Annotated in this window: 19 protein-coding genes; 2 read left to right on the plus strand and 17 right to left on the minus strand. The window is 48.7% G+C overall.

Annotation, left to right across the window (positions count from 1 at the left end; all coding sequences use genetic code 11):
- Positions 1-473 precede the first annotated feature (473 nt).
- From EJL04_RS14530 to dut, 10 genes are all read right to left on the minus strand, one after another.
- Positions 474-920 carry a GatB/YqeY domain-containing protein gene (locus tag EJL04_RS14530; protein ID WP_021854856.1) on the minus strand — a complete coding sequence of 149 codons (447 nt, stop codon included), beginning with the start codon at positions 918-920 and terminating at the stop codon, positions 474-476.
- A 40-nt stretch (positions 921-960) separates the two neighbouring features.
- A complete protein-coding gene (ftsZ, locus tag EJL04_RS14535) occupies positions 961-2,277 on the minus strand; it encodes a cell division protein FtsZ (protein ID WP_021854857.1) in 1,317 nt (438 codons plus the stop codon).
- Positions 2,278-2,336: 59 nt separating this feature from the next.
- The gene (gene ftsA, locus EJL04_RS14540) at positions 2,337-3,776 is read right to left on the minus strand and encodes a cell division protein FtsA (protein ID WP_021854858.1); all 1,440 of its coding nucleotides are present in this window, start codon (positions 3,774-3,776) and stop codon (positions 2,337-2,339) included.
- 29 nt (positions 3,777-3,805) lie between these two features.
- Entirely contained in the window at positions 3,806-4,606 is an 801-nt protein-coding gene (locus tag EJL04_RS14545; RefSeq protein WP_021854859.1) for a cell division protein FtsQ/DivIB, read from the minus strand.
- Positions 4,607-5,989 (minus strand): UDP-N-acetylmuramate--L-alanine ligase, encoded by a 1,383-nt coding sequence (gene murC / locus EJL04_RS14550; RefSeq protein ID WP_125105489.1) that lies wholly within the window; start codon positions 5,987-5,989, stop codon positions 4,607-4,609.
- 125 nt (positions 5,990-6,114) lie between these two features.
- Entirely contained in the window at positions 6,115-7,230 is a 1,116-nt protein-coding gene (gene murG, locus EJL04_RS14555) for an undecaprenyldiphospho-muramoylpentapeptide beta-N-acetylglucosaminyltransferase (protein WP_125105490.1), read from the minus strand.
- 238 nt (positions 7,231-7,468) lie between these two features.
- Positions 7,469-9,049 (minus strand): murein hydrolase activator EnvC family protein, encoded by a 1,581-nt coding sequence (locus EJL04_RS14560; protein ID WP_021854862.1) that lies wholly within the window; start codon positions 9,047-9,049, stop codon positions 7,469-7,471.
- Complete coding sequence (gene lolB1 / locus EJL04_RS14565; protein WP_125105491.1) at positions 9,050-9,946, minus strand: lipoprotein insertase outer membrane protein LolB1; 897 nt, start codon at positions 9,944-9,946, stop codon at positions 9,050-9,052.
- Positions 9,933-11,708 carry a tetratricopeptide repeat protein gene (locus EJL04_RS14570; RefSeq protein ID WP_125105492.1) on the minus strand — a complete coding sequence of 592 codons (1,776 nt, stop codon included), beginning with the start codon at positions 11,706-11,708 and terminating at the stop codon, positions 9,933-9,935. Before EJL04_RS14570 ends, lolB1 begins: the two co-directional genes overlap by 14 nt.
- 28 nt (positions 11,709-11,736) lie before the next feature.
- On the minus strand, positions 11,737-12,174 hold the full coding sequence (gene dut / locus EJL04_RS14575) for a dUTP diphosphatase (RefSeq protein WP_125105493.1): 438 nt from the start codon (positions 12,172-12,174) through the stop codon (positions 11,737-11,739).
- 244 nt (positions 12,175-12,418) lie between these two features.
- Between dut and dgt the strand changes: the two genes are divergently transcribed.
- Positions 12,419-13,759 carry a dGTP triphosphohydrolase gene (gene dgt, locus EJL04_RS14580; protein WP_125105515.1) on the plus strand — a complete coding sequence of 447 codons (1,341 nt, stop codon included), beginning with the start codon at positions 12,419-12,421 and terminating at the stop codon, positions 13,757-13,759.
- A gap of 84 nt (positions 13,760-13,843) precedes the next feature.
- On the opposite strand, the gene EJL04_RS14585 is transcribed toward dgt, so the two are convergent.
- The 5 genes from EJL04_RS14585 to EJL04_RS14605 form a co-directional block, all read right to left on the minus strand.
- Positions 13,844-14,614, minus strand: coding sequence for a hypothetical protein (locus EJL04_RS14585; protein ID WP_125105494.1), 771 nt, complete (start codon positions 14,612-14,614; stop codon positions 13,844-13,846).
- A 98-nt stretch (positions 14,615-14,712) separates the two neighbouring features.
- Positions 14,713-15,666 carry a hypothetical protein gene (locus EJL04_RS14590; protein ID WP_125105495.1) on the minus strand — a complete coding sequence of 318 codons (954 nt, stop codon included), beginning with the start codon at positions 15,664-15,666 and terminating at the stop codon, positions 14,713-14,715.
- Between the two features lie 682 nt (positions 15,667-16,348).
- A complete protein-coding gene (locus EJL04_RS14595; protein WP_125105496.1) occupies positions 16,349-16,771 on the minus strand; it encodes a DUF4405 domain-containing protein in 423 nt (140 codons plus the stop codon).
- A gap of 419 nt (positions 16,772-17,190) precedes the next feature.
- Complete coding sequence (locus tag EJL04_RS14600) at positions 17,191-19,704, minus strand: carboxypeptidase-like regulatory domain-containing protein (protein ID WP_125105497.1); 2,514 nt, start codon at positions 19,702-19,704, stop codon at positions 17,191-17,193.
- Between the two features lie 49 nt (positions 19,705-19,753).
- On the minus strand, positions 19,754-20,596 hold the full coding sequence (locus tag EJL04_RS14605; protein ID WP_125105498.1) for a GLPGLI family protein: 843 nt from the start codon (positions 20,594-20,596) through the stop codon (positions 19,754-19,756).
- Between the two features lie 224 nt (positions 20,597-20,820).
- On the opposite strand from EJL04_RS14605, the gene EJL04_RS16665 reads away from it, so the two are divergent.
- Positions 20,821-21,915: a winged helix-turn-helix domain-containing protein gene (locus EJL04_RS16665; RefSeq protein ID WP_241210025.1), complete on the plus strand. Its 1,095-nt coding sequence runs from the start codon at positions 20,821-20,823 to the stop codon at positions 21,913-21,915.
- A 212-nt stretch (positions 21,916-22,127) separates the two neighbouring features.
- On the opposite strand, the gene glsB is transcribed toward EJL04_RS16665, so the two are convergent.
- Positions 22,128-23,117, minus strand: coding sequence for a glycine N(alpha)-acyltransferase GlsB (glsB, locus tag EJL04_RS14615; RefSeq protein ID WP_021854873.1), 990 nt, complete (start codon positions 23,115-23,117; stop codon positions 22,128-22,130).
- A gap of 57 nt (positions 23,118-23,174) precedes the next feature.
- Positions 23,175-24,002, minus strand: a complete 828-nt coding sequence (gene glsA, locus EJL04_RS14620; RefSeq protein ID WP_125105499.1) for a lyso-glycine lipid O-acyltransferase GlsA — start codon at positions 24,000-24,002, stop codon at positions 23,175-23,177.
- Positions 24,003-24,778: the final 776 nt, after the last annotated feature.

Here is a 24,778-nt window from a genome sequence, read left to right on the forward strand (position 1 = left end):
ATATTCCCAAAAAACTTACACCTGAAGAGCGAAGATCTATCACTTTTTGAAGATATTGACCCTTTTGTGATTTATTTTTCCTCATAATTATTTTATTTATGAGTCAACTTTTTTCAGGGTAAGACAGCGTGACGAGTTGAAAGCGCAACTCGTCACACTGTAACACCATGTGTATCAGCGCGTTATACGCCATTGTGACGAGTGACGAGTTTTTTTTATTAAAGGTTAAAAGTTATAGGAGTTAAGGAGTTAGGAAGTTAAGGAGTTAAGACAATAGCAACTCTATTTTGGTAGTTAAAGGAGTTAGAAGGAGTTATCGCCAACAAGCTGGCTAGGAGTTAAAGGACACTGTCCAAAATTTTATGCAAATGGAAACAAAGTTCTGTTGCCGGTACATCAAAAAACAAATCAGCCTGAGCAGACTGTTTAGTCCGTTCAGGCTGATTTATTATTTTATATCAGAAAGAAAATGCTTAGGCAAGCAGTTTCTTTACGATGCCGGAGATAATGCGGCCGTCGGCCTTGCCAGCCATCTGCTTTGAAGCCACACCCATAACCTTGCCCATGTCCTTCATGCCTGCGGCACCTGTCTGGGCTATAATTTCCTTTACGGCAGCCTCAATCTCTTCCTCTGTCATAGGCTTCGGCAGGTATGCCTCAATGACGCTGACCTGTGCCAGCTCGGCGTCTGCAAGATCCTGACGGTTCTGCTGCACGAATGTGGCAGCCGACTCTTTGCCCTGCTTGGCAAGCTTGGCAAGAATCTTCATGGCGTCGGCATCCTCGAGAGTGTCATTGGCTCCGGGAGCAGTCTTTGCCTCAAGAAAAACTTTCTTAATGTTGCGCAAGGTCTCAAGACGCACCTTGTCGCGGGCCTTCATGGCCTCCTTTATATCGTTGCTTATCTGATCGAATAACATTTTAATTATGAATTAAAAATTATGAATTATGAATTGTCAATCATCCAAACTTTATTGTTCCCTGTATCTTGCTGTCCTCGCTCTCGGCCTTCTTTACCTGTCCCATAGACTGGTTGCGTATTTCCTCAAGCTCCTGACGTGTGCGCTTGTATGTAGGCGTCGACTCAACAGAAGATATCACGTCGTCGTTGTCGAGGTCTTCCTGGCGGAAGATGTATATGTGCGGACGGCGCTTGTATTTAGAGCTCTTTCCGTCGGTGCCGTAGTAGTGTTCACGCTTTGCGCGGCGCTCGGCAGCCTTCTCCTCCTCCTCAGCACGGCGTTCGTTCTCCTCCTGAGAGTGCTTCTTGTAGTGCTCGTTCATGCCGTCGACATTCTCTATGCCGAATCCTGTGGCGAGGATGGTAACCTTCACCCTGTTGCCCAGCTCGGGGTCGGTGGCAAGTCCCCACTTTATCTCGAAGTCGTTGCCAAACTTTGCCATAAAGTCGTTCACGTCGTTCATCTCCTCCATCATGAGGCCGTTGTTGCTGTTCTTGTCGCTGCAGAACGATATGCTGAGCAATATCTTCTTTGCGTTGAACACGTCGTTGTCGTTGAGCAGAGGTGAGTTGAGCGCGTCCTCAATGGCACGCTTCACGCGGCCCTCGCCTTCGCCGTAGCCTGTACTCATGATGGCCACGCCGCCGTCCTTAAGCACGGTCTTCACGTCGTTGAAGTCGAGATTTATCAGTCCGTGAACGGTGATAATCTCGGCTATGCTCTTGGCAGCAATGCTCAGGGTGTCGTCGGCCTTTCCGAAGGCATCAAGGATAGACAGTTCCGGATAAATCTCGCGCAGGCGCTCGTTGTTGATTACGAGCAGGGCGTCGACGTGCTTCGACATCTCTTCAACGCCGTCGAGGGCCTGGTCGATCTTGCGTTCGCCCTCAAAGCGGAACGGTATGGTAACGATGCCGACGGTAAGGATGCCCAGATCCTTTGAAACACTGGCAATGACAGGAGCCGCACCGGTGCCGGTGCCTCCGCCCATTCCGGCTGTGATGAATGCCATCTTGGTGCCGTCGTTGAGCATTGCCTTAATGTCTTCAAGGCTCTCCTCGGCTGCCTCGCGCGCCTTTGCAGGCTTGTTGCCGGCTCCGAGTCCTTCCTTGCCGAGCTGCAGGTGCACGGGTACGGGCGAGTCGTTGAGTGCCTGGTTGTCAGTGTTGCACAGAACGAACGACACGTCGTGTATGCCCTCGCGGTACATGTGGTTAACGGCGTTGCCTCCACCGCCGCCTACTCCGATCACTTTTATTATGCTCTTCTCTTTTTCGGGCTCACCGAAATCCACTATTCTATGTGTATCAGCCATATCTCTGTCTTTATTTTTTTTCGTAGTTATAAGTTTGTAGCAGCGCAGCCATGTCAATATTATTCGTCCTCAGAGACAAGGCTTCTGAACCAGTTCTTGAGCTTTGTAACATGAGGCTTCATGCCCTTCTTTTCCTTGTCGGCATCGTCCTTCGGCTTAACTTCGGGCTCGCTCTCCTTCCTGGCAGCCTCTTCGGCAGCCTTGCGGCGCATCTCCTCAATCTTCAGCTTCTCGGCTTCGGTGAGCACTACGCCCTCGTTGTTGCGCTGCTGTACGTGAGTTCCGCCCTGCATGCCGGCAGCCGGCTTAGGCTTGTCGGCACCGAAGAGGTCGCTGTGCTCACTGTACTCTTCGCCGGCGCAGTTCATGTCGCCCTTGGCCAGGATGCCCAGCACGGTGTTCATCATGCCGTTGTGGGCGTTGATGTCGTTGTTGTTAGAGTTGATGGTCTGCGTAACAAACTTCGCAATACGTATTTTCTCTATATGCGTGTGGTTTCTGAAGGCCATGTCGATGTTCTTCATGTTAGAGCCTCCACCGGTAAGGATGATACCGCCCAGCAGCCTGTCGGCATACTCGGCAGGAACCTGATACCACACGTTCTCTATAATCTCCTGAAGTCTGCCCTCTACGATCTCGATAAACTTGCGGCTCTCTATGCTGCGGTCGGCATCGATGGGGAACATCAGGGTGTTGTCTATCTCGTTGTTGTCAGTATAAGCATTTCCGTATTTCAGCTTCATCTTCTCGGCGTTCTCATCGTCCATCTGCAGCGAAGCGATATCCTTGGTGATGTTGTTGCCGCCGAGAGGTATGACAGCAAGATGGCGAAGAATATTCTTATAGTAAACAGAAACAGTGGTGGTATCGGCACCAAGGTCAACGAGCACGCATCCTGAACGCTTCTCAGAGTCGGACAGCACGCTGTCGGCCAGCGCCAGCGGCGCCAGATACATCTCGGCAATGGCAATGCCGGCAGTGTCGAAACACTTGTTGAGGTTGCGGTAGAAGGTCTTGCGCCACAATATGTTGAGGAAGTTGCCCTCAAGGCGGCTGCACTGTATGCCCACGGGATCGAGCTGCAGCTGGTTGTCGACCTTATACTCCTGTGTGGCCGCGTCAAGAATTTCCTGTTCAGGATAAGACATGTTACGGTTGGTGTCCATAAGCTCGTTTACCATCTCCTGCGTAACGATGGTGTCGCCCAATAAGTCTTTGCCTATCACGTTCTTCTCGCTTCTGATAGACTGACCTCCCACGCCCACATACACCTGAGCTATCTCAGACTTGAGGGCGGCAGACAGTTTCTTGACGATGTTGGACACACACTGAACGGTCTGATTTATATTGTAGACGACGCCCTTGCGTATAAACGACGAAGAGTCTTCCTTCACAACGGCGAGCACAGAGATGCTGCCGTCAAGATTCTTCTTGCCCGCAATGCCCGTAACCTTTGATGAGCCTAATTCTATTGCTACTATAAAATCCTTTGCTGCCATACGTTATCAATTTGTTGTTTCTGTTTTATTTAAATATCTGCCTTTTTCTTCTTTTTGCATATTATCTGGTTGTCAAACTCCAGATCTATATAAGAATATTTGTTCCATCCGGCCTGACTGAGTCCGTATTTGTAAAACTTCTTCAGACGGTCCATCTTCTTCTGCACAAAACCTTGCACAAGAGCCTTGCGGCGGTTGACATATTTTGTCTGCGGGATGTTTCCCAGATAAACTATATGCTCGCCGACGCGCGGAACAAGCTCAACGCCAAGGTCGGGCAGTATGTTTATCTGCACTATCTGATTCTTCCAGAAGTCATCCTTCATCAGCTCGATGGCCAGATAAGAGAGATAGTTGCGGGCATACCAGCGGCTTATGTTACCTGTGGCTATTATCAGGTCTGACGTGTACTTTGAGTTGGGCATTATGCCGCCCTGATCGTCAAGATAATAGTCGTCGCCACGCGAGTTTTTCACCCTTACGATAGGCAGACGCTGCGTGATGCTTATAAAGACGTTGCCGTCCTTTGTCTTATAGCACTGTGCAGTGTTGACAAAGGGCGTGTCCTTCAGCTTGTCCTCGATGTCGCGAGGGTTGATGTCGGCAAGTTTCTTCTTAAACGGATAAAGGCGGCTCCGCTCAAGAATGCGCTTCACCTCCTTTGCACTTAGAAATCCGTTTGTACTTTCATCCTCAACATTAATGGTAACCTTAGTACACACGCTATGTGTCTCTGCCGGATGATTGAACGAGGTCATCGCCATCACCAGGTAAACCGCAAGAAACACGTCGAGCGTTATGAATATGGTTCTTTTAAGTTTCTGATGCATTTACTTATACTTGTCTTGAAGTATTTTCTCTATCTGTGGCACATAATTGTCGAGGTCGCCGGCGCCGAGCACCACGAGCACCTCGAAATCATTGTCTTTTACGAACGAGAGGACATCCTCCTTGCGTATCATCTTCTTCTCCACGCCTTCCTTCAGGTTGTCGTAGATAAGCTGCGACGTAACGCCGGGGATAGGCTCCTCGCGTGCGGGATATATGTCGCAGAGCACAACCTCGTCGAGCATGCTCAGGCTGTCGGCAAAGTCCTTATAGAAGTCGCGCGTGCGGGTGTAGAGATGGGGCTGGAAGATTACGGTTATCTTCTTGTCCCTGTAAAGCTCGCGTATGCTCCTTGCGCTCTGGTAGATTTCCTTTGGATGGTGTGCGTAGTCGCTGAGGAAGACAATCTTGTCGTTCTTTATCTTGAAGTCGAAGCGGCGGTCAACGCCACGGTATGTCTTCATGCCATACTTCAGTTCCTCGCTTGAGCATCCGTTGAGCTGTGCCATGGCCATGGCCGCAATGCCGTTCTCGATATTGATGGGCACGGGCTGACCGAGCTGCACTCCGCGTACGGTTTCTATGGGCGAGATGAAGTCGAACGAGATGTTGCCGTTCTCAATCACGATATTCTCGGCATGGAAGTCGCCGCTGTCAAGACTGTATTCATACACCTTAACACCGGGCTGCACCTGAGCTTTCATCTCGAGGCCCTTGTGTATGATGAGCGCTCCGCCGGGCTGAATCAGCGAAGAGTAATGGGCGAAGCTCTCAAGATAGGCCTCCTTGGTGCCGTATATGTCGAGATGATCGGGGTCGGTAGATGTTATGACGCTCATCCACGGACGGAGCCAATGGAAGCTGCGGTCGAACTCATCGGCCTCGATAACCACGAAGTCGCTCTCCTTGCTCAGTATGTAGTTAGAGCTGTAATTCTTTGATATGCCGCCGAGAAAGGCGTTGCAGTCGACGTGGCTCTGATGCATGATGTGGGCGCACATGGTAGACGTGGTGGTCTTGCCGTGCGTGCCGGCAAAGCAAAGGCCCTTGTGTGAGCGTGTGAGCATGCCCAGCACCTGGGCGCGCTTCTCAACGTCGAAACCGTTCTCACGGAAGTAAACCAGCTCCTTGTGGTCTGCCGGTATGGCCGGGGTGTAGATCACGAGCGAAGACTTCTGGTTTCTGCAGGCATGCGGTATCTCATCGATGTTTTCTTCATAATGAATAAGCATGCCTTCTTTCTCGAGCTGCGTTGTCAATGCAGAAGGAGTTTTGTCGTATCCGGCAACGACAACGCCTCTGTGCAGGAAGTAACGGGCTATGGCGCTCATGCCTATGCCGCCTGCTCCTACAAAATATACAGCTTTAATCTCTTTCAGTTCCATTATTTTATTATTCTCTACAGAAACGGACTTTTGTCCGCCAGGGCTGATTGCAGCCCTGCATCTGCTTTTGCAATTTATTTTAGTATTCTATATAATTATTGTCTGTGGCCTACTTACCCTCCGCATCAGTGTCCGCGGCGTGCGAGCTTAACCACTTCGTTGGCTATTATGTCGGCCGAGTCGGGAAGCGCGAGCTTCAGTATGTTCTCGCTAAGTTCTTTCAGTCTGGCATCGTCTTTCACTGTCTGCAGCGCCAGCTTAACCACCTCAGCAGGAGCGTCGGCGTCCTTTACATACAGAGCAGCGTTCTTGTTGACCAGGGCCATGGCGTTCTTTGTCTGATGGTCTTCGGCCACATTGGGCGACGGAACGAGGATAACCGGCTTGCCTATGAGGCAGAACTCTGATATGCTGCTTGCTCCGGCGCGGCTTATCACCAGGTCGGCGGCCTTGTAGGCAGCGCCCATGTCAGAGATAAAGTCGGTTACGTGAAGCGACGGAACCGTTCCGCGCTGCTTCAGTTCAGCCATTATCGACGCGTTATAGTATTTTCCGGTCTGCCATATAAACTGCACACCTGACTCTTTTATCATGTCGAGATTCTGAAGTACGCTCTCGTTGACCGTTCTCGCGCCAAGGCTTCCGCCTACGATGAGGATGGTCTTCTTGTCTTCAGACAGCCCGAAGCTCTTAAGAGCCTCAGCCTTTGTCAGCTTTGTGTCGAGCAGGGCCTGACGCACGGGATTACCGGTCTTGACTATCTTGTCTGCCGGGAAGAATCTTTCCATGCCGTCGTAGGCCACGCAGATACGGTCTACCTTCTTCGACAGTATCTTGTTGGTGACGCCAGCATAGGAGTTCTGCTCCTGAATGAGGCACGGTATGCCCATCTTCGTACACTGGTTGAGCATCGGACCGCTGGCATATCCGCCCACTCCGACGGCTGCCATTGGATTGAACTTGCGTATAATCTTCTTCGCCATCTGCTGGCTCTTCCATATCCTGTAAAGAACCACCACATTCTTAAGCATGTTCTTTCTGTTGAAGCCGCTTATAGGAAGTCCTACAATCTCATAACCGGCAGCAGGCACGCGCTGCATCTCCATGCGTCCTAACGCTCCGACAAACAGTATTTTAGCTTCGGGATACTTTGCCCTGATTGCGTTAGCTATCGAAACAGCCGGAAATATATGGCCTCCGGTGCCGCCTCCGCTTATAATTATTCTAAGTTCATCTTCCATATGTCCTTACACCTTATTATTTCGCAAAAGTAATCAAAATTTTTCTTTTCAGATAATTTTAAATAATATTTTTCTGGCTTATTAAAAAAATATCCGGACACTGCGCACGGCGGCTAGACCGACAAGCCGACACACAAACGCCAGACAGAAAATTATCTGACAAAAATGTGTCTCGGCTTTGTTGGCAGACCGTCGCAGCGGCCGTGTCTTACTAAATATTATCGCATTAGTACGATGGCTATCTTCCGAGCCATGACTCAGGATTCAGCTTTGCCGTTCCGCGCCTGAGCTGGAACTGCAGTATGTTGTCCTCGCCTACCACGCCCAAGGCCTGACGGGCGCTGACGTGCTGTCCGCGGTGTACGCTTACGGAGCGCAGGTTGCAGTAGACTGAAATATAACTGCCGTGGCGCACCATGACAACCATCGTTCCGCCGAAGCCGAACACGGCACTGACTTCTCCGTCGAATATAGAGCGTGCCGATGCTCCGGGACTTCCGAGGATATTTATACCCTTGTTGTCGAGCTTAACGTTTTTAAGTCCTTCAACATTATATTGTCCGAAATGACTCACAATGCGGTAAGAGCCCGTGATAGGCATCGGCAGGCGGCCGCGGTTGCGCTCAAAACTGCCGCTGAGCTTGCGGTCCTGCGAATCGAAGGCGACAGCCTCCTTGGCCTCCTTCTTGGCACGAGCCACCTCGTTCTCATGCCTCATCTCCTCCACCTTGGCCTTGCGTTCTGCTGCAACGCGGTCGGCCTCAGCCTCACGTGCGGCCTGTTCTGCCCTGGCTTTCTCCTCGGCGCTCTTGCGCTCGGCTGCTCTTGCTTCGGCTTTCAGGCGTTCCTCGCGTGCCTTAGCCTCAGCCACACGGCGTGCATTCTCGCGCGCAGCTGCCTCGGCGGCAGCCTTCTTGCGTGCCAGTTCCTCTGCCCTGCGCTTTGCAGCGGCTGCAGCGGCAGCGGCTTTTCTGCGGGCTTCAGCCTCAGCCCTTGCCTTGGCTTTAGCCACTTCTTCGGCTATGAGCTTGTCGATCTGCGCATTGAGGGCTGCGTCCTTCTTGCGCTGGTCGGCAATGATGGTCTGTATCGTCTTCTGCTGCTTCTGCAGTGTGTTCACCACCTGCTGCTGCTCGGCCTGCTTGCCTTGCAGCGCAGCCTGTTCCTGCTGTCCCTTATAGAGCAGGTTGTTCTTCTGTCCCCTGACCTTCTTCAGCTCGTTGTTCTTTGCCTCTATCTGGTTTTGCTTGGCTTTCACCATCTCGCCCTGGGCACGCTGATAGGCGGCATACTCTCGGACGAACCTCAGACGGCGGTACATCTGGGCAAAGTTCTTGGCGCTGAAGATGAACATCAGCTTGTCCTGTATGGTGCGGTTGCTGGCCATGTATCGCATCGACTTTATGTATTTGGCCTTACGGTCCTGCAGCTGCTGCTCGAGCGTAGAGAGCTGATTCTTGAGCAGCTGTATGTTTCCGTCGATGTGGGTAATGTCTTTCTGTATTCCGTCGATAGACTTCTGCCGCTGGTCGATTTCGCTGTTTATCATCATCAGGTTGTTGAGCCGCTTCTTTACGTCGGCCTTATTGGCACGCAAGAGGCGCTCCTGCTCCTTTATCTTGCGCTGAACGCTCGCGCGCTGGTTGCGGAGTCCCCTGATAGAGGCGTTCGAATAGTTGGCTGTCTTGGCCGACTTTTTCGTGCTGCGCTTCTTCACCACGCGCTTCGTCGTGGTCTTTTTCTTGGCTGTCTGCTTTTTCTGAGCCAGCGAAGGCGCCACCAACGACAATGCCAGCAGAAATATTAGTATTCTTCTCATTTATAACTTTAAGATTCTGTTAATTACGTCCTGCGGATCTACCTTTTTATATTTATCCGACACAGAGGTGCGCGTTTCCCAGTCGGCCGACGTGTCGAGTCCGCTCATTGATATGTTCACGGCCACGCCGTTGGCTCTCTTCACCGCGCTGCTCTTCATCATCAGGGTGATGTCCGTAGGGAATTTCTTCGTACCGAGCGGCTTGAATGTTCCATAGGTGCATTTCACTGATGTACTGCCTGTCGACGGGCTGCTGTATGTTACGTCCACAGCCTTGATCTGTCCGCTCGTCTTGTCGGCCTGCCACACATAGCTCATGCTGCCGCGCTTCAGCGTAACGAGCGTGTTGGTCACGGCATCGTTGAACGTAACGCCGAAATTCTTGAGGGCCGAGTCGGTTATCTTCTGCTGTCCGGGCACGAAGAGCTGATTCCACAGCAGTGCCTGCAGGGCGTAGAAGTCGAGCCCGTTGCGCTGCAGGAAGTCGACATCGCTGTATGAAGCCTTGATATATTCCTTGTTGATGCGGTCTACCACGAGCACGTAATCCTTTGTAAACTCAATGCGTCCGGCCTCCATCAGTCCGAGCGGAGTGAGCTGTATGCGTATCACGTCGTCTTTCTTCATCTTCAGCGAGCCCGACACCGACAGATCTTTTGAACCGGTGTTGATGCTGAACTTTATCTTAGCCGAAATGGCCTGGGCATACACTTCATTGTCGTAGACCTTGCGCAGGAAGTCTGTCTTGCGGGCCAATATGCTTTCAACATCGTTATTACCTGACGACGAAGACGAGCCGCCGGACATGGCGGCCTTCTTTGTGCCGCACGAAACCACGGCGAGGCACACAACCAAAAAGACGAGGCTGTGTAACAGCCTGCTGCTATTTCTCAACATATTTCTTCAGTTTTATTTTTCTTATAAGCACCTTATTCTCTCCGTCACTGTTCTCAAGCGCCTCGCGCCAGTATTCAAGGGCCTTGCCGGCGTCGCCGTTCATGTAGTAGATGTCGCCTGCATGCTCGAGAAGCACCGCACTGTTTGTGGTGTCGTTCTTGATGGCCATGTCGATATACGGCTGCGCGTCTTTATATTTTTTCTGCTTGAACAGTATCCATGCATAGGTGTCAAGGTATGTGCAGTTGTCAGGTTCGGCCTGCACCGTGCGATAGCTCATCTGCTCGGCCTTGTCGAGATTCTTGCCCGTTTCCGACAGATAGTAGGCATAGTTGTTCAGACAGCCGAAGTTGTCGTCCTTCCACTGCAGGCAACTGTCATAAGCGGCATAGGCTTCCTGCTCCTGCCCCTTGCTGTAAAGGATGTCGCCCATGATGGCATAAAAGTCTGACACGATGTCGGGGTTGCTCTCGTCGTCAATCTGGCTGACGCCCTTCCTGAACACTTCGAGGGCGTTGTCGTCATCGTCTTTCTGCACATAGGCAAGTCCGAGAAAATAATAGAAGGCCATCTCGTCGGGATTATAGTCGAGCGCCTGGCGCGACAGTTCTATAACCTTGTCGAAGTCTTTCTCGTTCCACACTGTCTGTATCAGCTGCAGACGGGCAGCCGCGTTGTCTGGCGAGATGGTCAGCACGGTCTCCAGCACCTTGGTGATAGAATCCTGCGGCATCTTCTTCAGCGTCATGTATGCTGCATACAGCTCGGCCATGTCGGATGTCTCCTGCGGCTGTTTCAGTATTCTCTTAAAGAGGTTGAGCACCTGTGTGCTGTCGCCTCCGTTCTTCTCGTTGTCTGCCACCACCTGCCTCATCAGTATCATCTTTGTGCTGACGGGCGTCTTGGGATTCACGAGCATTGTCTCCTGTATCGAGTCGGCCTGCGCCGTGCTGCCCGTAGTCCTGTAGTAGTCTATCATCGACATGCGTGCCATGGGGTTCTCGGGGTCTTGCTTCAGCACGTCCATATACTGGCTGTATGCCTCGTCGGGCTTGCCGTTCTGCAGAAGCCAGTTGCCCATCATCACCCTGTAGTTCATGTCGTTGGGATATTTCTCCGACATCGACTTCAGCTCATTGAACTCTTCCTCCTTCTTGCCCTGCAGCGAGTACACCTGCATCTTCGACAGGGCTGTCTGCTCACTGCTGCCTTCAAGGGCTTCGATGCGTTCAATGGTCTTTATCACATTGTCGTAGTCTTTCTTTCTGAGATACAGCTGGTTAAGGATGTCGAGCACGTCTGAGCGCTCCGGACTGTTGTGTGCCAGCTTCTCGTATGCCTTTATGGCCTCGTCGAGGTTGCCTATGCGTATGTAGCCCGTGCCGAGACGCTCAAGATAGGTGTTGTTCTCGGGGTCGAGCTCGGCAGCCTTCTTAACGTCTTCAAGTGCGGCGGTGTCGCCATAGAGCACTCCGCTGTAAGACGACATCATAAAGTAGGCCTCTGCTGCGTTGGGGTTTATGTCGAGACAGTGGCTCAGCAGGTCGTAAGCCGCGTCGTAGTTGCCGGCCACCTGCTGCTTGACGGCCTCAAAATAGAATATCTTGAAGCGCATGCTGTCGTTATGGCTTATGGGCGGAACCACGATGCCGCGCGACGCCGTGCCGCCTGCGCCTGTCTTTGTTGCCGTGCCGTGGCTGCAGCCTGTGATGACAGCCGCCGCCGAAAGCAGCACAAGGATGTATGATGTTAGTCTGTTCATCTGAATTGTTGAAATGCGAACCTTGCTGTTATTTCACTCCCGTGTGGCCGTAGCCTCCTGCGCCGCGCTCTGTCTCGTCGAGCACGCTCACCTCTACAAATTCTGCCGTCTCGTGGCGCGCTATAATCATCTGTGCTATGCGCTCGCCGTCGTTGATAACAAAGTCGGCATCCGAAAGGTTTATCAGCAGCACCATAACCTCGCCTCTGTAGTCGGCGTCTATCGTACCCGGAGAGTTAAGCACCGTTATGCCGTGCTTCAGGGCAAGTCCGCTGCGCGGGCGCACCTGTGCCTCATAGCCTTCGGGCAGTGCGATGTAGAGTCCCGTGGGTATAAGTTTCCGCTCCATGGGGCGCAGCGTTATCGGGGCGTCGATGTTTGCCCTGAGATCCATACCTGCACTCTGTGCCGTGGCGTATGCCGGAAGCGGCTGGTGCCCTTTGTTGATTACTTTTACGGGTATCATATTTTTTATTCTGTTTGTCAGGTTTAAGCGGCGCATGCCTTGGCTTTACGCCACATGCCGGCATCAGCCGGCCCACAGCTGGCATGCTGCCGGTTACGTTACTTCATTTTGTTTGCAAAAATAGCTATTTATATTTACATAATTGTATTTTTAGCGCTAAAAAGAAAGAATTTAGCCATTTTTAGATTACTTTTGCGCAGCTAACCGCCGTATTGTGCATACGGCCTTATTTTGCAGAAAGATGATGAACTGGAAACAACTTATATCGAACAAAAGACTCGGACAGGAGTCGCGCCACGCCATAAGGCACGACGACCGCTCTGAGTTTAAGCGCGACTACGACCGGCTGATATTCTCGGCGCCGTTCCGCCGCATGCAGAACAAGACTCAGGTGTTCCCGCTCCCGGGCAGCATTTTCGTACATAACCGCCTCACGCACAGTCTGGAGGTGGCAAGCGTGGGCATGTCGCTCGGCAACGACGTTGCCCACTGCGTTATGAAGACAAGGCCCGAACTTGCCGACACGCTGTTCACGCAGATCGGCACCATAGTAAGCACGGCATGTCTGGCGCACGACATGGGCAACCCTCCGTTCGGACACTCCGGCGAGAAGGCCATTCAGACGTTCTTCACCGAGGGCAAGGGGACGTATCTCAAAGACAGGCTGAGCCCCGAACTGTGGAACGACATCACTCACTTTGAGGGTAACGCCAACGCATTCCGTCTGCTCGCTCACCGCTTCAAAGGGCGCCGCGACGGCGGATTCGTGATGACTTACACCACGCTTGCGTCTATCGTGAAATATCCTTTTGCGTCGGCTCTGGCGGAAAAAGGGCACGGTAAATTCGGCTTTTTCTGCACCGAAGCCGATATTTTCAGACGTATTGCCGACGACCTCGGCATAATACGAAAGTCGGCCGACGGCTGTCCTGCGGAGTATGCGCGCCATCCGCTGGTTTATCTTGTAGAGGCTGCAGACGACATCTGCTACGAGATTATGGACATTGAGGATGCCCACAAGCTGAAGATTGTAACGTATGAGGAGACAAAGCGGCTTTTCCTGGATTTCTTCGATGAAATGGGACAAAATCATATCATGCAGAGGATTCACGACGAGGAGATAACCGACGACAACGAGAAGGTGATATACATGAGGGCTTGCGTTATCAACGCGCTCGAAAGGGCATGCGTTGACGCGTTCATGAGGCACGAAGACGAGATTATGAGGGGCGAGTTCAGCGGCAGTCTTATCGACAGCATCGACGACAGACTGGTTAAGGCTTACCACAACTGCACCGAACTTTCGAAAAAGCGAATCTACAAGAGCAAGCCTGTACTTGACGTCGAGCTGAGCGGTTTTAAGATTATGGACAGTCTGATGGAGGTCATGACCGAGGCGGCTGTCAATCCGCAGCGGTTCTACTCGCGCCAGCTCATCAGCCGCGTGAGCAGCCAGTATGACATCAGCGCGCCCGATCTTGAAACGCGCATCATGGCTGTTATCGACTATATCAGCGGCATGACCGACGTGTATGCGCTCGACATTTATCAGAAAATCAACGGAATTAGTCTGCCGATTGTCTGAAACAAGCATCGAGAGATATTCAGCAAACAGGGACGCGGTGTGCCACGTCCCTGTTATCTTCTTAAAGCTTTCCTTGCCTTGACATCAATATTTAATGGTCACTATCTCTATTTTCTCTATGTTTCTCATCTTCAGCGGTTCACAGCCTTTTTTTGTGTAAATGCTGCCGAACACAGTGTTAACCTCTTTTAGATCATCAATATACAGCTTGTCAGACATCGTCGTGTAGCAAAGAGTCTCCGTAGCTTCAGTCAGCTCGGTAATATTACCCATGAATTTTACCAATACGCTCTTACCGCTTTTATCGGTGTACTCATCCCTAACAGCTGCCATCTTGTCTATAAGTACACTCGTTTTACCATTGACTTTACTTATTTTACATGGAGCCGGCTTAATACGTCCATACATTTTTTTGTCTACAACTTTACGCGGAGCAAGCAAGGTACTTTGAAGGTCAGATGTCGTATCTAAATATTTACCAGCCAGATTTTTATCGCAAATCACTGGTATTTTATCCATCTTAAGTACCTTTCGCTTAATCGTATAGTCGTCATTATTCGCTTTTATGGTGTATTCCACATCTCTCACCTCTCGATAGACTTCTACTCCCTCATGCTCCTGTACAGATGTTTCACGAGTTAAAATAGTCAAAACCGAATGTTCTTTTCCAAGAGACGTCCTCGTGGCAAGAAAGCTTTTTTCCAACGACCCACCAAGGGATACACTATCTCCTGACACTGTGATTTGAGAATATAATGGCAAGACCGTCAACATAAAAAATAAGGCGGCAAGAATACGTTGTTTACTTCTACACATTTTTTCAAAGAAAATTATATTTAATAATTTCAATAGCATAAATATCAAACTTTTAAATTAATCAATGTGAGCCACATTCTTCAACACGACCAAAGCTTTACTTTTACAATAGCAATGACTTAGTTTTTCCTTTATTACTATTCTTCACATTTCCACAACTTTGAACTTGCATACCCTACTGTTATTCCTGCTTTCAATGATTCTTTATCACATTCTGGAAGACCTGACTTTGAAATCAATTCAATCACATCCATACAATATTGTTTCCATTGTTCATCTGTTGAGACATTTTCCATTCCTTCAAAATATGAAGACAATAAATTTAAAGTTTTATCTAGTTCTGGATATTTTACAGCAGTTACATTTATCAGATTTTTATAATCCTCACATTCTTTTGATGCCTCACCAATAAAAGAGCAGAACTCAATCGTCTCATCACTAACTACAACATCGTTATAACAACTTGCCGGAATTGTACTGATAATCTCTTCATTAAGTTTCAAAACACACGCCTCATCAGAAACATTTCTCCAGAAATTAACGCTATTATTTTTTTCAAGCGTATTATAAATAACAAGGTTGTGATAATATCCAATGCTATCATTAGGTGTTGCTGGTAAGGAATTCTGCACCAATACAAGATCATTTAAAGCCTCTTGTTTGGGACGTATATACGAGGTGACAAGAGTATCTTCCAATAAGTCCGCTTTGCTTGGAGCATTTCCAATCGCTACATTTATTCCATCAACAGCTGTTATAAACCCCTGGTTTTTAGCAGAACTAATTGATGCGCCTTGAGCAGATTGCCATATATCATCTCCCTTAATGACGCCTGTAACAGCCCCAACGACATCTGAGACAAAAACATTAAGAATGCGCTTAAAAAACCTTGACAAAAATCCTCTGGTGTTTTGTTTTTGTAGATTGGAGTTAAGTTCAAGAATATCATTATTCAATTTGACATATTCTTTTTCAACACTAACTTTTTTTTCAGCTATTTCTTCTTCACAAACATCAACAGATGTAGTACTACAAGAGACAAAAGCCATAGTTGACATAACACTTAATAATAATACAAATAGTTTTTTCATAATTATAGTTTTTAAAAGTTAAACGTTGACAAAGATACAAAAAATATTCAATATTAAAAACAAAAAACCATATTTTTTCAAAAATTTCTTAACAAAACTATTTGGTTATGTTTTTTAATACTGATTCAGATTTATTCTAATCAATAGATGAAGCCTACACATACGATATTCAACACTTTAAAAATTCAATATGACTTTTTCGCATAGAACATCATCATTTGTACACTAAGTAAAGATAAAATAATCTCTTACTTCTTATATATTAGCTTGTTGGCTCCCGAAGTAATGTTCAGAGCCTCAGGATGCCCCTTTATGAACGAGTCGATGTGGCGTATCACATCCCTGTTATCATTTTAAAGTCTTTAGTATCAATATTTATATTCTAACATACATTTAATTAACGGCACATTCCACATTATTACCTTCACGATAAAGCCTAACATACTTATTTTCTTGTATTCAGGCTTTACGTGTAGGTGTTTTTCAACGTCTCATTGTCTTTTTAAGCCATAAAAAACAGTTACCCAACCCAAATCACATACGATAGAGCGACACTACTATTTTAACAAAACAGGTACACGTATAACAGACTTGATATATTTTACAAATACCAAATCTGTGTAGACGTACAACAATTTATATCATAAATTAAAGAAAATCAATATCGGCAAGAAGAAGATATTTACATTTTCAATGATTTACGCAGAACCTTCATTCTACTAATTACATGAAACAGAAACAGCACTATTGCAACAAGCCCTATCTTATAATGAGCCAATCCCAAAGTTGAATTTCCTCCGTCAACAAACAAGAGAGAGAGCCCTGAAACAACGACAACACAAAACAAGACTGATGTTGCTACTGTTATACGGCTCTTCTTGCCCAGTCCTTGTTTCAATAGGTTTTTAAACCAACCTTTATGTACCTTTATGTGATATATGCCACAAGATAAAAACAATAGACTTACTATAATATGAAATACAGCCCAATTGTGCCATATTTCATGATCACCGCCATGACCTGCAACATGCAATTTTATACCAGAAAAACCAGAAAGGATAAACGCCGGCACCAAAATCCAATCTATTACAAGATTCCTTTTCATTATAAATTAAACTATTACAAAATATTTTGATATTTTACATCAGTATATGAAACATATAACATAAAGTTTTATTGCAAAGTTAATTATAACGACATTAAATCAGAAAGTTATAAAGACACTTTAACATCTTACAACATTCTGTTATCGTTTGGCACGATTTTATTCCTCCACTCTACATCAACCGCATTGCAAAAGGATAGCTTTCGCATCGTAAAAGGTATGCTTTTACAAGACAAAAGGCCATGTTTTGCAAGCTAAAAGGCAGCCTTTTGCAACGCATTGAATATCAAGTTGTTACATAGCATGATAAAGATTGGCAAAAAGCTGCACTACATACGGCAGACAGCCGATGAGAAGTTAGGCAAATGTTAAGTTAACATAAACATCTGTATGCGCTGCCTCTCCATGTAGCCAAGCGGCTAAAGACTTATCTGCGCGCTCAGCATTATCTCGCGAGGGCGCAGATAGTAGTATGTGGTCGACGAAGACGCACTGCCGTAATATGTAACGGCATAGTTACGTCTGTTAAAGATGTTGCGCAGCTCGGCTTGCAGCCTTATCTTCTTCAGGCGCCACACAATGCCTGCATCGGCAAGCAGCGTGTTGACGGTCTGAGCCGACTGCAGTTCGTTGCGGTAATGAACGGCCGACAAGGTTATGTCTACATTGCCTATCGTCTGCGTGTAAGACAGGTTCTGACGCCAGCAGAACAGCACATTTTGGGCGGTTTCATCGGTGATCATACCGTTCATAGTGAATTGTCCCGTGTAATAAAATGTGCCGAAAGAAGGCGAGAAAGTTATTTCGGGCGACATGATAAAGGTGTGTGCCCTGTAGCCTGTAACGGCCGACATAGACAACTGTCCGCCCTCCGAATAGACATACTGCAGGGCAAGGCGCGTCTTTAGGTGCAGACTGAAAAAGCCCTTTGACACCTGTGCTTTTAAGAAGGCAGACTGCCGGCTATTGTCTCTTTCGGCAACATAATATCTGTATCGGCCGTCGGCTATGGTCATGTCGGTCATTAGGTTGCTTCGTGTATGGCTATAAATTGCCGTAAACGACCAGAAGAGTTCTTTCACGGGGCGCTTGTAGTCGTAAGTTATGTATGCGCTCAAGGTGCGGTCTACGGGCACAACGCCGCACGTTGCGTAAGTCGTCCGGTAGTCGAAGGCGTATTCATCGAGCACAAAATTGTTCCATTCTCCCGGTTTCATCGCATATCCGCCCCACACTGTCAGTTCGCTGCGCATGCCGGTCTTGAGGCTGAGATAGAGCGACGGCGACGCATAAAGCAGGTTTCTGTTCTGCTCCGTAAGCCGCTGCCATCTTACGGGCAAGCTTAAATTGAGCCTCAGTCTGCCGCGTCGGTATTCGACTCCGGGCGTTGCGTAAACTTCCACTGAGGTATTGCGTCCGCGCAGGTTGAGGTGTTCTATGGCGAAACCCACCTTATGTTTCTGCGTGAAATATCTGCCGGGCAAAACCGTTTCAGCGCTGTTGTCGGTATGCCAAAGCAGATTTTTCAGTTCTTCCGTAGTGCCGTCAACGGTCAACGAGAACGGAGCGTAATGAAAATCTGCCGTCGAGCGCACCATAAGAGTGTTGTCGCCGAACGTAAAAAGGCGCGAAAAAACGTTCAAAAGGCGCATTTCGGGCGTTTTCACCGTCTGCGCTGTGGTGCCTTGTGCAGTTCCTTCAATGTGCGAAACGTCCTCACGCCTTGTGGCTTCTGCCAGAAAATACTCGTTGCCGTAGACTTTTTCGTCGTTCAGCGTACTTGTAAAATCCACGTAAGCATTATCGCGTTTCATGCAAGAATAGTCGGTTTCATTGGTAGTTTCAACGGTGAAACCGCCTAAATAGTATGACGATGTGTTTGAGGTTGTCTGCTCCTCGTTGCTGTGTGCGTATCCCGCCGTGATACGCCAGTCGCTTCCCTTGGCAGTCTTTGCCGTGTGCTTCACGTTCATACTGTATGAACGGTTGAAGCGCAGGCGGTCGTCGTCGATGGGTGCGGAAAGCTCCGGCTGAGCCAACCACTGCGGAACATCTGCCCCTGAACCATATCCCGTGGTGCCGCCAACGGCAAGCACGTCGTTGCTGCGGCTGAGGTCGCGGCCCGAACGGTCGTATTCGGCATCATACAGGCTCTGCCGTTTCCGCCCAATCTGCAGCACATCGGCCCCGCCCATGGGTTCTGTGCCTTTCAGCGGAAATGCCACGTCTGCGGCAGGCTGTAGCGTTGCCATCCATTTGTCGCGTACTCCGGGCTTGAGCTTTATGTTCATTGCCACGTCGTCGGTGAACACTTTGTCGCGCAGAGCCTTCACGGGCTGGTCGTGCTGTATCACCTCCGCGCGGTCAACATCTTCGGGCTTCAGCGTCTCGTTCAGTCTGTCGTAGCGTCCGCCCGTCAGGTCTAAGTCTTCAACGGTGAAACGGCTGATATCCTTTCCGTTGAAACTTATCTTGCCGTTTTTATCGATATCCACTCCGGGAAGTTTCTTCAGCACGTCCTTCAGCGAGTTGTCGCGCTTGTCGGCAAACTTCGACAGGTCGTAGCTTATGGTGTCTCTCAGTCCGGCTATGCGTCCGCTCTTCACCTGAACTTCTCTAAGTTCAAACGCTTCAGGCGACATCTGTATGCTTACATGCTGTCCCGGACTCACCATTACCGTGTGTTTGCGGTAGCCGAGAAAGCTCACCGAAAGGCAGTCGCCGGCTTTTACGGCAATGGAGAACACTCCTTTGTCGTCTGCATTGGTAAATGCCACCGGCTTTCCGCCACGCATCAGCGTTACCGCAGCCATGGGCAGAGGCTCTTGTGTGGCTGAATCGGCAACAACACCCGTAACCGACTGCTGTGCCGAAACATACAGACTGAACGGCAGCAACAGCAATGTAATAAACATTCTGATTATTCCTTTCATAACAAACAGCTTTACAACGGCTGACAGCAGACGCCCTTTGGCAACCTGACTATCGCTCTATCGGATTATACGGAACGCCCTTTGGCGGAGCAACTGACTTGCCGCTACGGTCTTGCATCTTTACCGTTACCTTGCCGCCGGCAGTCATATATCCTACAGGATCAGAATAATAACGGCGATAAAGGCCGTTCAAATCTTTACGGTTTACCTTCTCATAGCCTTCACCCTTATAGTATATGGGGCGCGGCTCATCGGCAGTCTTTATCCCTATAGCCTCAAACACATAATGGCGTTGGCTGTCGTAAGCCCGCAATATGAGTCCTGGCAGTCCGCAGAGTTTCCATGGCCCATAGTAGAGAGGTATGTCCTCGGCATACCATGCGCTCCACAGGCGCCCCTTATAGCAGGCTGTGGCAAGCCGGCAAGGATAGCCAAGAATGGTGGCGGAGCTGTCGGGGCAAAGCTGCCACTGCGGTTTTTCCACGCTTTCAACGCAGACAAAGCGGTCGAGACCAAGTTTTTCGGTGAACGACGAGCGCCCCGTTTCGGGATAATTGGCATACAACCGCCACGGTATGCGGCCGAGAACGCTGTATTGTGTGGCGCCACGGCTTAGAAGTTCGGCATTGACTGAGTCGCTTCTGAAGGCGTCGTAGCTGTAGAAAGCTGTAACCTTGCGCCCCGTTTCGAGCAGCATCGTTTCGTGAGCCGCCTTCATCGGCACTTGCAGCGTGTCCTCAACATAGGCCATGTCATAGGTTATGACGTAGCGCAGAGTGTCGCACGGCTTTCCGGGCTGAAGGTCTTCAGGCGTAAACACATTGATGTTAGTCTGTGCGCTGCCCAACATTGCGCTGACGGCGAGAAGAGATATGGATATAATTCGCTTCATAGTAACAAAAGTTTTGGTTAATGCCGCAAAATTAGCGAAGGCAGACCGATGAAAAGGCACATTTCTATTACTTGCGTATTACCGGGAATATTACTAAAATATTATCGCAGCCACGCAGTTCACCTTTATTTACTATATTTGCATACACATTGCCACGCCATGACACGGACAGCAATATGGCGCAAGGCTTGAAGACAAATCCGTAAACAAAACATAACCGCAAGATGAACCGAAGGATAAAACATGTCTGGACTATAAGCATCGTGGCGATGACTGCAATATTCGCCATGCAGGCTTACTGGCTCTACAACCAATATGAATACAGCAGCATGGTTAAGGCCGAAGAACTGAAGCAGGCTTGCACCAAGGCGCTTGAAGAAGAAAAGAACATAAGGATTGACAAACAAGAGGACGGCAAAGACGACAGCAGCTACGTAAGAATGCAGATTGTGCTGAAGATCGACCAGAGCACAAAGAAGACAAAAGAAAAAGACAGACAGGTGAAATCTACGATAAGATACACCCTGCCCGACACAAAAAAGCAGCTGAAGGTGAGGAACATTGACATGACTGAAGGTGTGGAACTTACATCGAGATACATGGCCTCTCAGGAAAAGCGGTTCGACCGCAACATATTCGACTCGCTGCTGTATGCTGACGAAGGCATAAAAACAGACAGTTTCAGGTTTGTCAAGACAAACCGGTGCATGATAAAGCCGGCATTCAGCGTGAGCGGCGGACTAAGCAAGACGCTGCACATGAGATATTCGACCAATCCGCTTGAAATGGAGGCCGTTGAAATGACCGTCCACGTACCGGCATCGCATATACTCATGCTGATGAGCCGGCAGCTTGCCGCAAGCATCGTATTGCTCGTCATACTGGGCTTCTGCATGATGTATCAGATCAAGACGATAATGATTCAGCGCCGCATAAACGCCATAAGGCACGAGTTTATGAAGAACATGATCTACGAGATGAAGCAGCCGCCCGCCAAGGCTGCCGACGACGCCACGGCAATAAAAATAGGCTCAACGTTGTTTTTCTACGAGCTCAACGAGCTTCGACACGGCAACGAGAAGGTGATTATCACCAGCCGGCAGGCAGAACTGCTGCGCATTCTTGCCGACAGCCCGAACAAGGTTGTAGGGCGCGAAGTGCTGCTGAAAGAAGTGTGGGGCGACGACTCCTACTCTAACTCCATGGCGCTCAACGTGCAGATAACATATCTGCGCAGGGCACTGAAGAGCGACGCCGCACTAAGCATAGAGGCCATTATAAGAAAGGGGTATGTGCTGAAGACCATGCAAAACCAATAATAAGACAAAGGCGTAAGCCATTATTACAAGAACGAGCCGGCACGAAAGAAAGAGCTATACGCCCAACAGCCCAAAACACAAAACAGCCAACAGGCACAGCAACGCATGCAGGCTACATAAAACAAGACATAAAAAAATTCCGCCGTCAGACTGCCTAAACACGGCTAAAGTCTCACGACAGGAATTTTAATGTGTATGTATAATATCAGATTTTATTTCTCCTTATATATTATCTTGTTGGCTCCCGAAGTAATGTTCAGAGCCTCAGGATGCTCCTTTATGAACGAGTCGATGTGGCGTATGCGCTTCTCCTCGAGTATCTCGTCGACGGCAATAAGTATGCCCGTCTCCTCAACATCGCCGAAACCATAGTTGATGGCTGTGCCAAACATCTTCATCGTAGGACTCAGACCCATGTATGCGTTCACCAGCGGCGGGATGTTATAGCCCATCTTGCGCACCTCGCGGTTGAGTATGCGGTAGTCGTCCTTGAACGATTCCTCACAGAACAGCTGCTCAAGCTCCTTCTCGTCGGTCTCTATTTTCAGCGGTTTCATCGGTATGATGAGATTGTCAGGGTCGTTGAAATGCTTCTTAAGGAAGTACAAGATCATGTCGCGTCCCTTGCGCACGTATGATGGATACATGGTCATTTTGCCGAAGAAATACTTCACGTTGGGCATCACCACGGTGAGCGCTCCCAGTCCGTCCCACAGGTTGTCGAGCGCAAAGAGGCTCTTTGCCCCCATCTTAGAGCTCTGATATTCGAGAGATACGAACGAACGTCCCAGCTCAATGGTCTGCGGCATATAGTCCTTCATGAACTTATCAGAGAAATGGAACATGTGTCCCGTAGCAAGTATGGGCTGCCCGTTTTCGTCAAGTTCAACGTCAGTTCCAAGCAGATAGCGGTATCCGCCGATAATCTCCTCAGCCTCGGGGTTCCACACGATAAGCTGCTTGTAGCAGTTGTCCATCGTGTCAAACTCATCGATGTCCATGCTCTTGCCTGTGCCGCCGCCTGCCTCGCGGAACGCAATCTCGCGCAGACGTCCTATTTCCTTCATAACGTTGGGCGAGTTGTGAGCCGTTATAACATAAATCTCATTGTTACTCTTGTTAGTCATTCTGAGTTGACGCTCAGGCGTAAGCTCACTTTTAAGCAGTTCTTTGTCAATCGGCTGGATAATCTCTTGTTCCATCTTATAAAAAATTAAGAGGTTTATTTGTTGAAGTATCTCTGTTTTAAACCTGTTTCATTATAGTTTGTAGACCTCGTCCTGCACATACTGCGCCCACTGCGCCGGTGTCCTGGACTTATCGAAAGTCTGCCAGGGAATAGGCTTTCCGATGGCTATGCGGAACGACTTGTGCACATTTTTGTACATCTCGTCGACCAGAAACAACATCGCTATGTTGAACTTTATGCCAAGGGCCTTGCAGACGTTGGCCAAAGTGTAGAAGAAGTCAGAGTTGCGCCCGCCGAAATGTATGGGCACCACGTCGCGGTGGGTCTCCACACTCTTCGTTATGAACGTCTTCTTCCATGGCAAGTCGCGTATCTCTCCGTTGATCCTGCGCGAGCAAAGGCCCGCCGGGAACATCAGCATGTGGTTGTCGCTCCTGAAGCCGGCCTCGACCATGGCCGGGAAGCTGCGGCTCTGCGAGCCGGTCTTGTTTATTGGTATGCACAGCGGAGCAAGCCCCGGAAGGTTCATCAGCAGGTCGTTTACCAAATAGCGGAAACGTCCGTCATAATGGCGGCCGATAACGGCACCCAGCGCAACACCGTCTTCTCCGCCGAGAGGGTGATTGCTCACAAAGGTGTAAAGCTTTCCGTCATCCTTGTCGGGCAGGTTCTCCTTGCCGACAATCTCGAGCGTCATGTCAAGATAACGCATGCAGTCCTCGAGCCATTCTACTCCGGTGAGATGTCTGCTGTCCCAAAGATATTTGTTGACTTCGTCCTGATGTACGATATGCTTAAGCCATTTTACCAGCGGCGAGGGCACAAACTTAGCCTTGCTGCCCATTTTACCCCTAAGAATATCGCTGATGTCAATCGTTTTCTCTGTGATACTATTCATGCTTTCGATACTAACTCAATGCAAAAATAATTCAAGTTTTTCAAAAACATACTTATTTTATGGAAAAATATTGGTTTTTTCTCACTTTTGTAACAAAAAACGTATAAAAATCAAACAAAAACAAAAACAGACATGCCAAACAATGTAATATATATGACACAAAAGACCGTGCGACCCACCCTCACAACAGGCGCACATGCCTATTAAATAATGTGGCGGAAGCAGACAAGAGCACGCACAAGCGCAACTAAGCATGGCAACGCAACCAGCCATGACACATCAAAGCCAGCGCATCGAGCGTCTGCATTTTATAAAGAAAAATTACAGAACGCATGACAGTTGACGCTCTCAGAACGGCGATGCTCTGCGCTGACACGTGATTTGGCGCAGAAAACGGCAAAAATCGCACTTTCGCGATAACACACTGATACACAGAAACTTACATCATTTAAAAGAGAAAAGACGGAGAGTTAAAATATATTACTCTGCCATTTACGGTGCAAAAGTGGGCCGTTTACGACTCAAAAGCAGTGCATCTACAACATAAAAACACTGCTTTTAGACACAAAAATCAGACTTTTCAGGCTATTCTAGCCGTCCAATTACAAACAAAAGTCAACGGACATACTTGTTTAATGCTGCAAATTTAACATCCGTTACATATTCGTTTTCTAGATTGAAAAAATATTTTGTCATGAGTTTTTACCACATTCCAAACAAAAACAGTATGACACAGGCACATCAGATAAAAAGAATAAATATGCAGCTAGAATTAA

Origin of the sequence: Prevotella marseillensis (assembly GCF_900625065.1) — a bacterium.
GTDB classification, from domain to species: domain Bacteria; phylum Bacteroidota; class Bacteroidia; order Bacteroidales; family Bacteroidaceae; genus Prevotella; species Prevotella rara.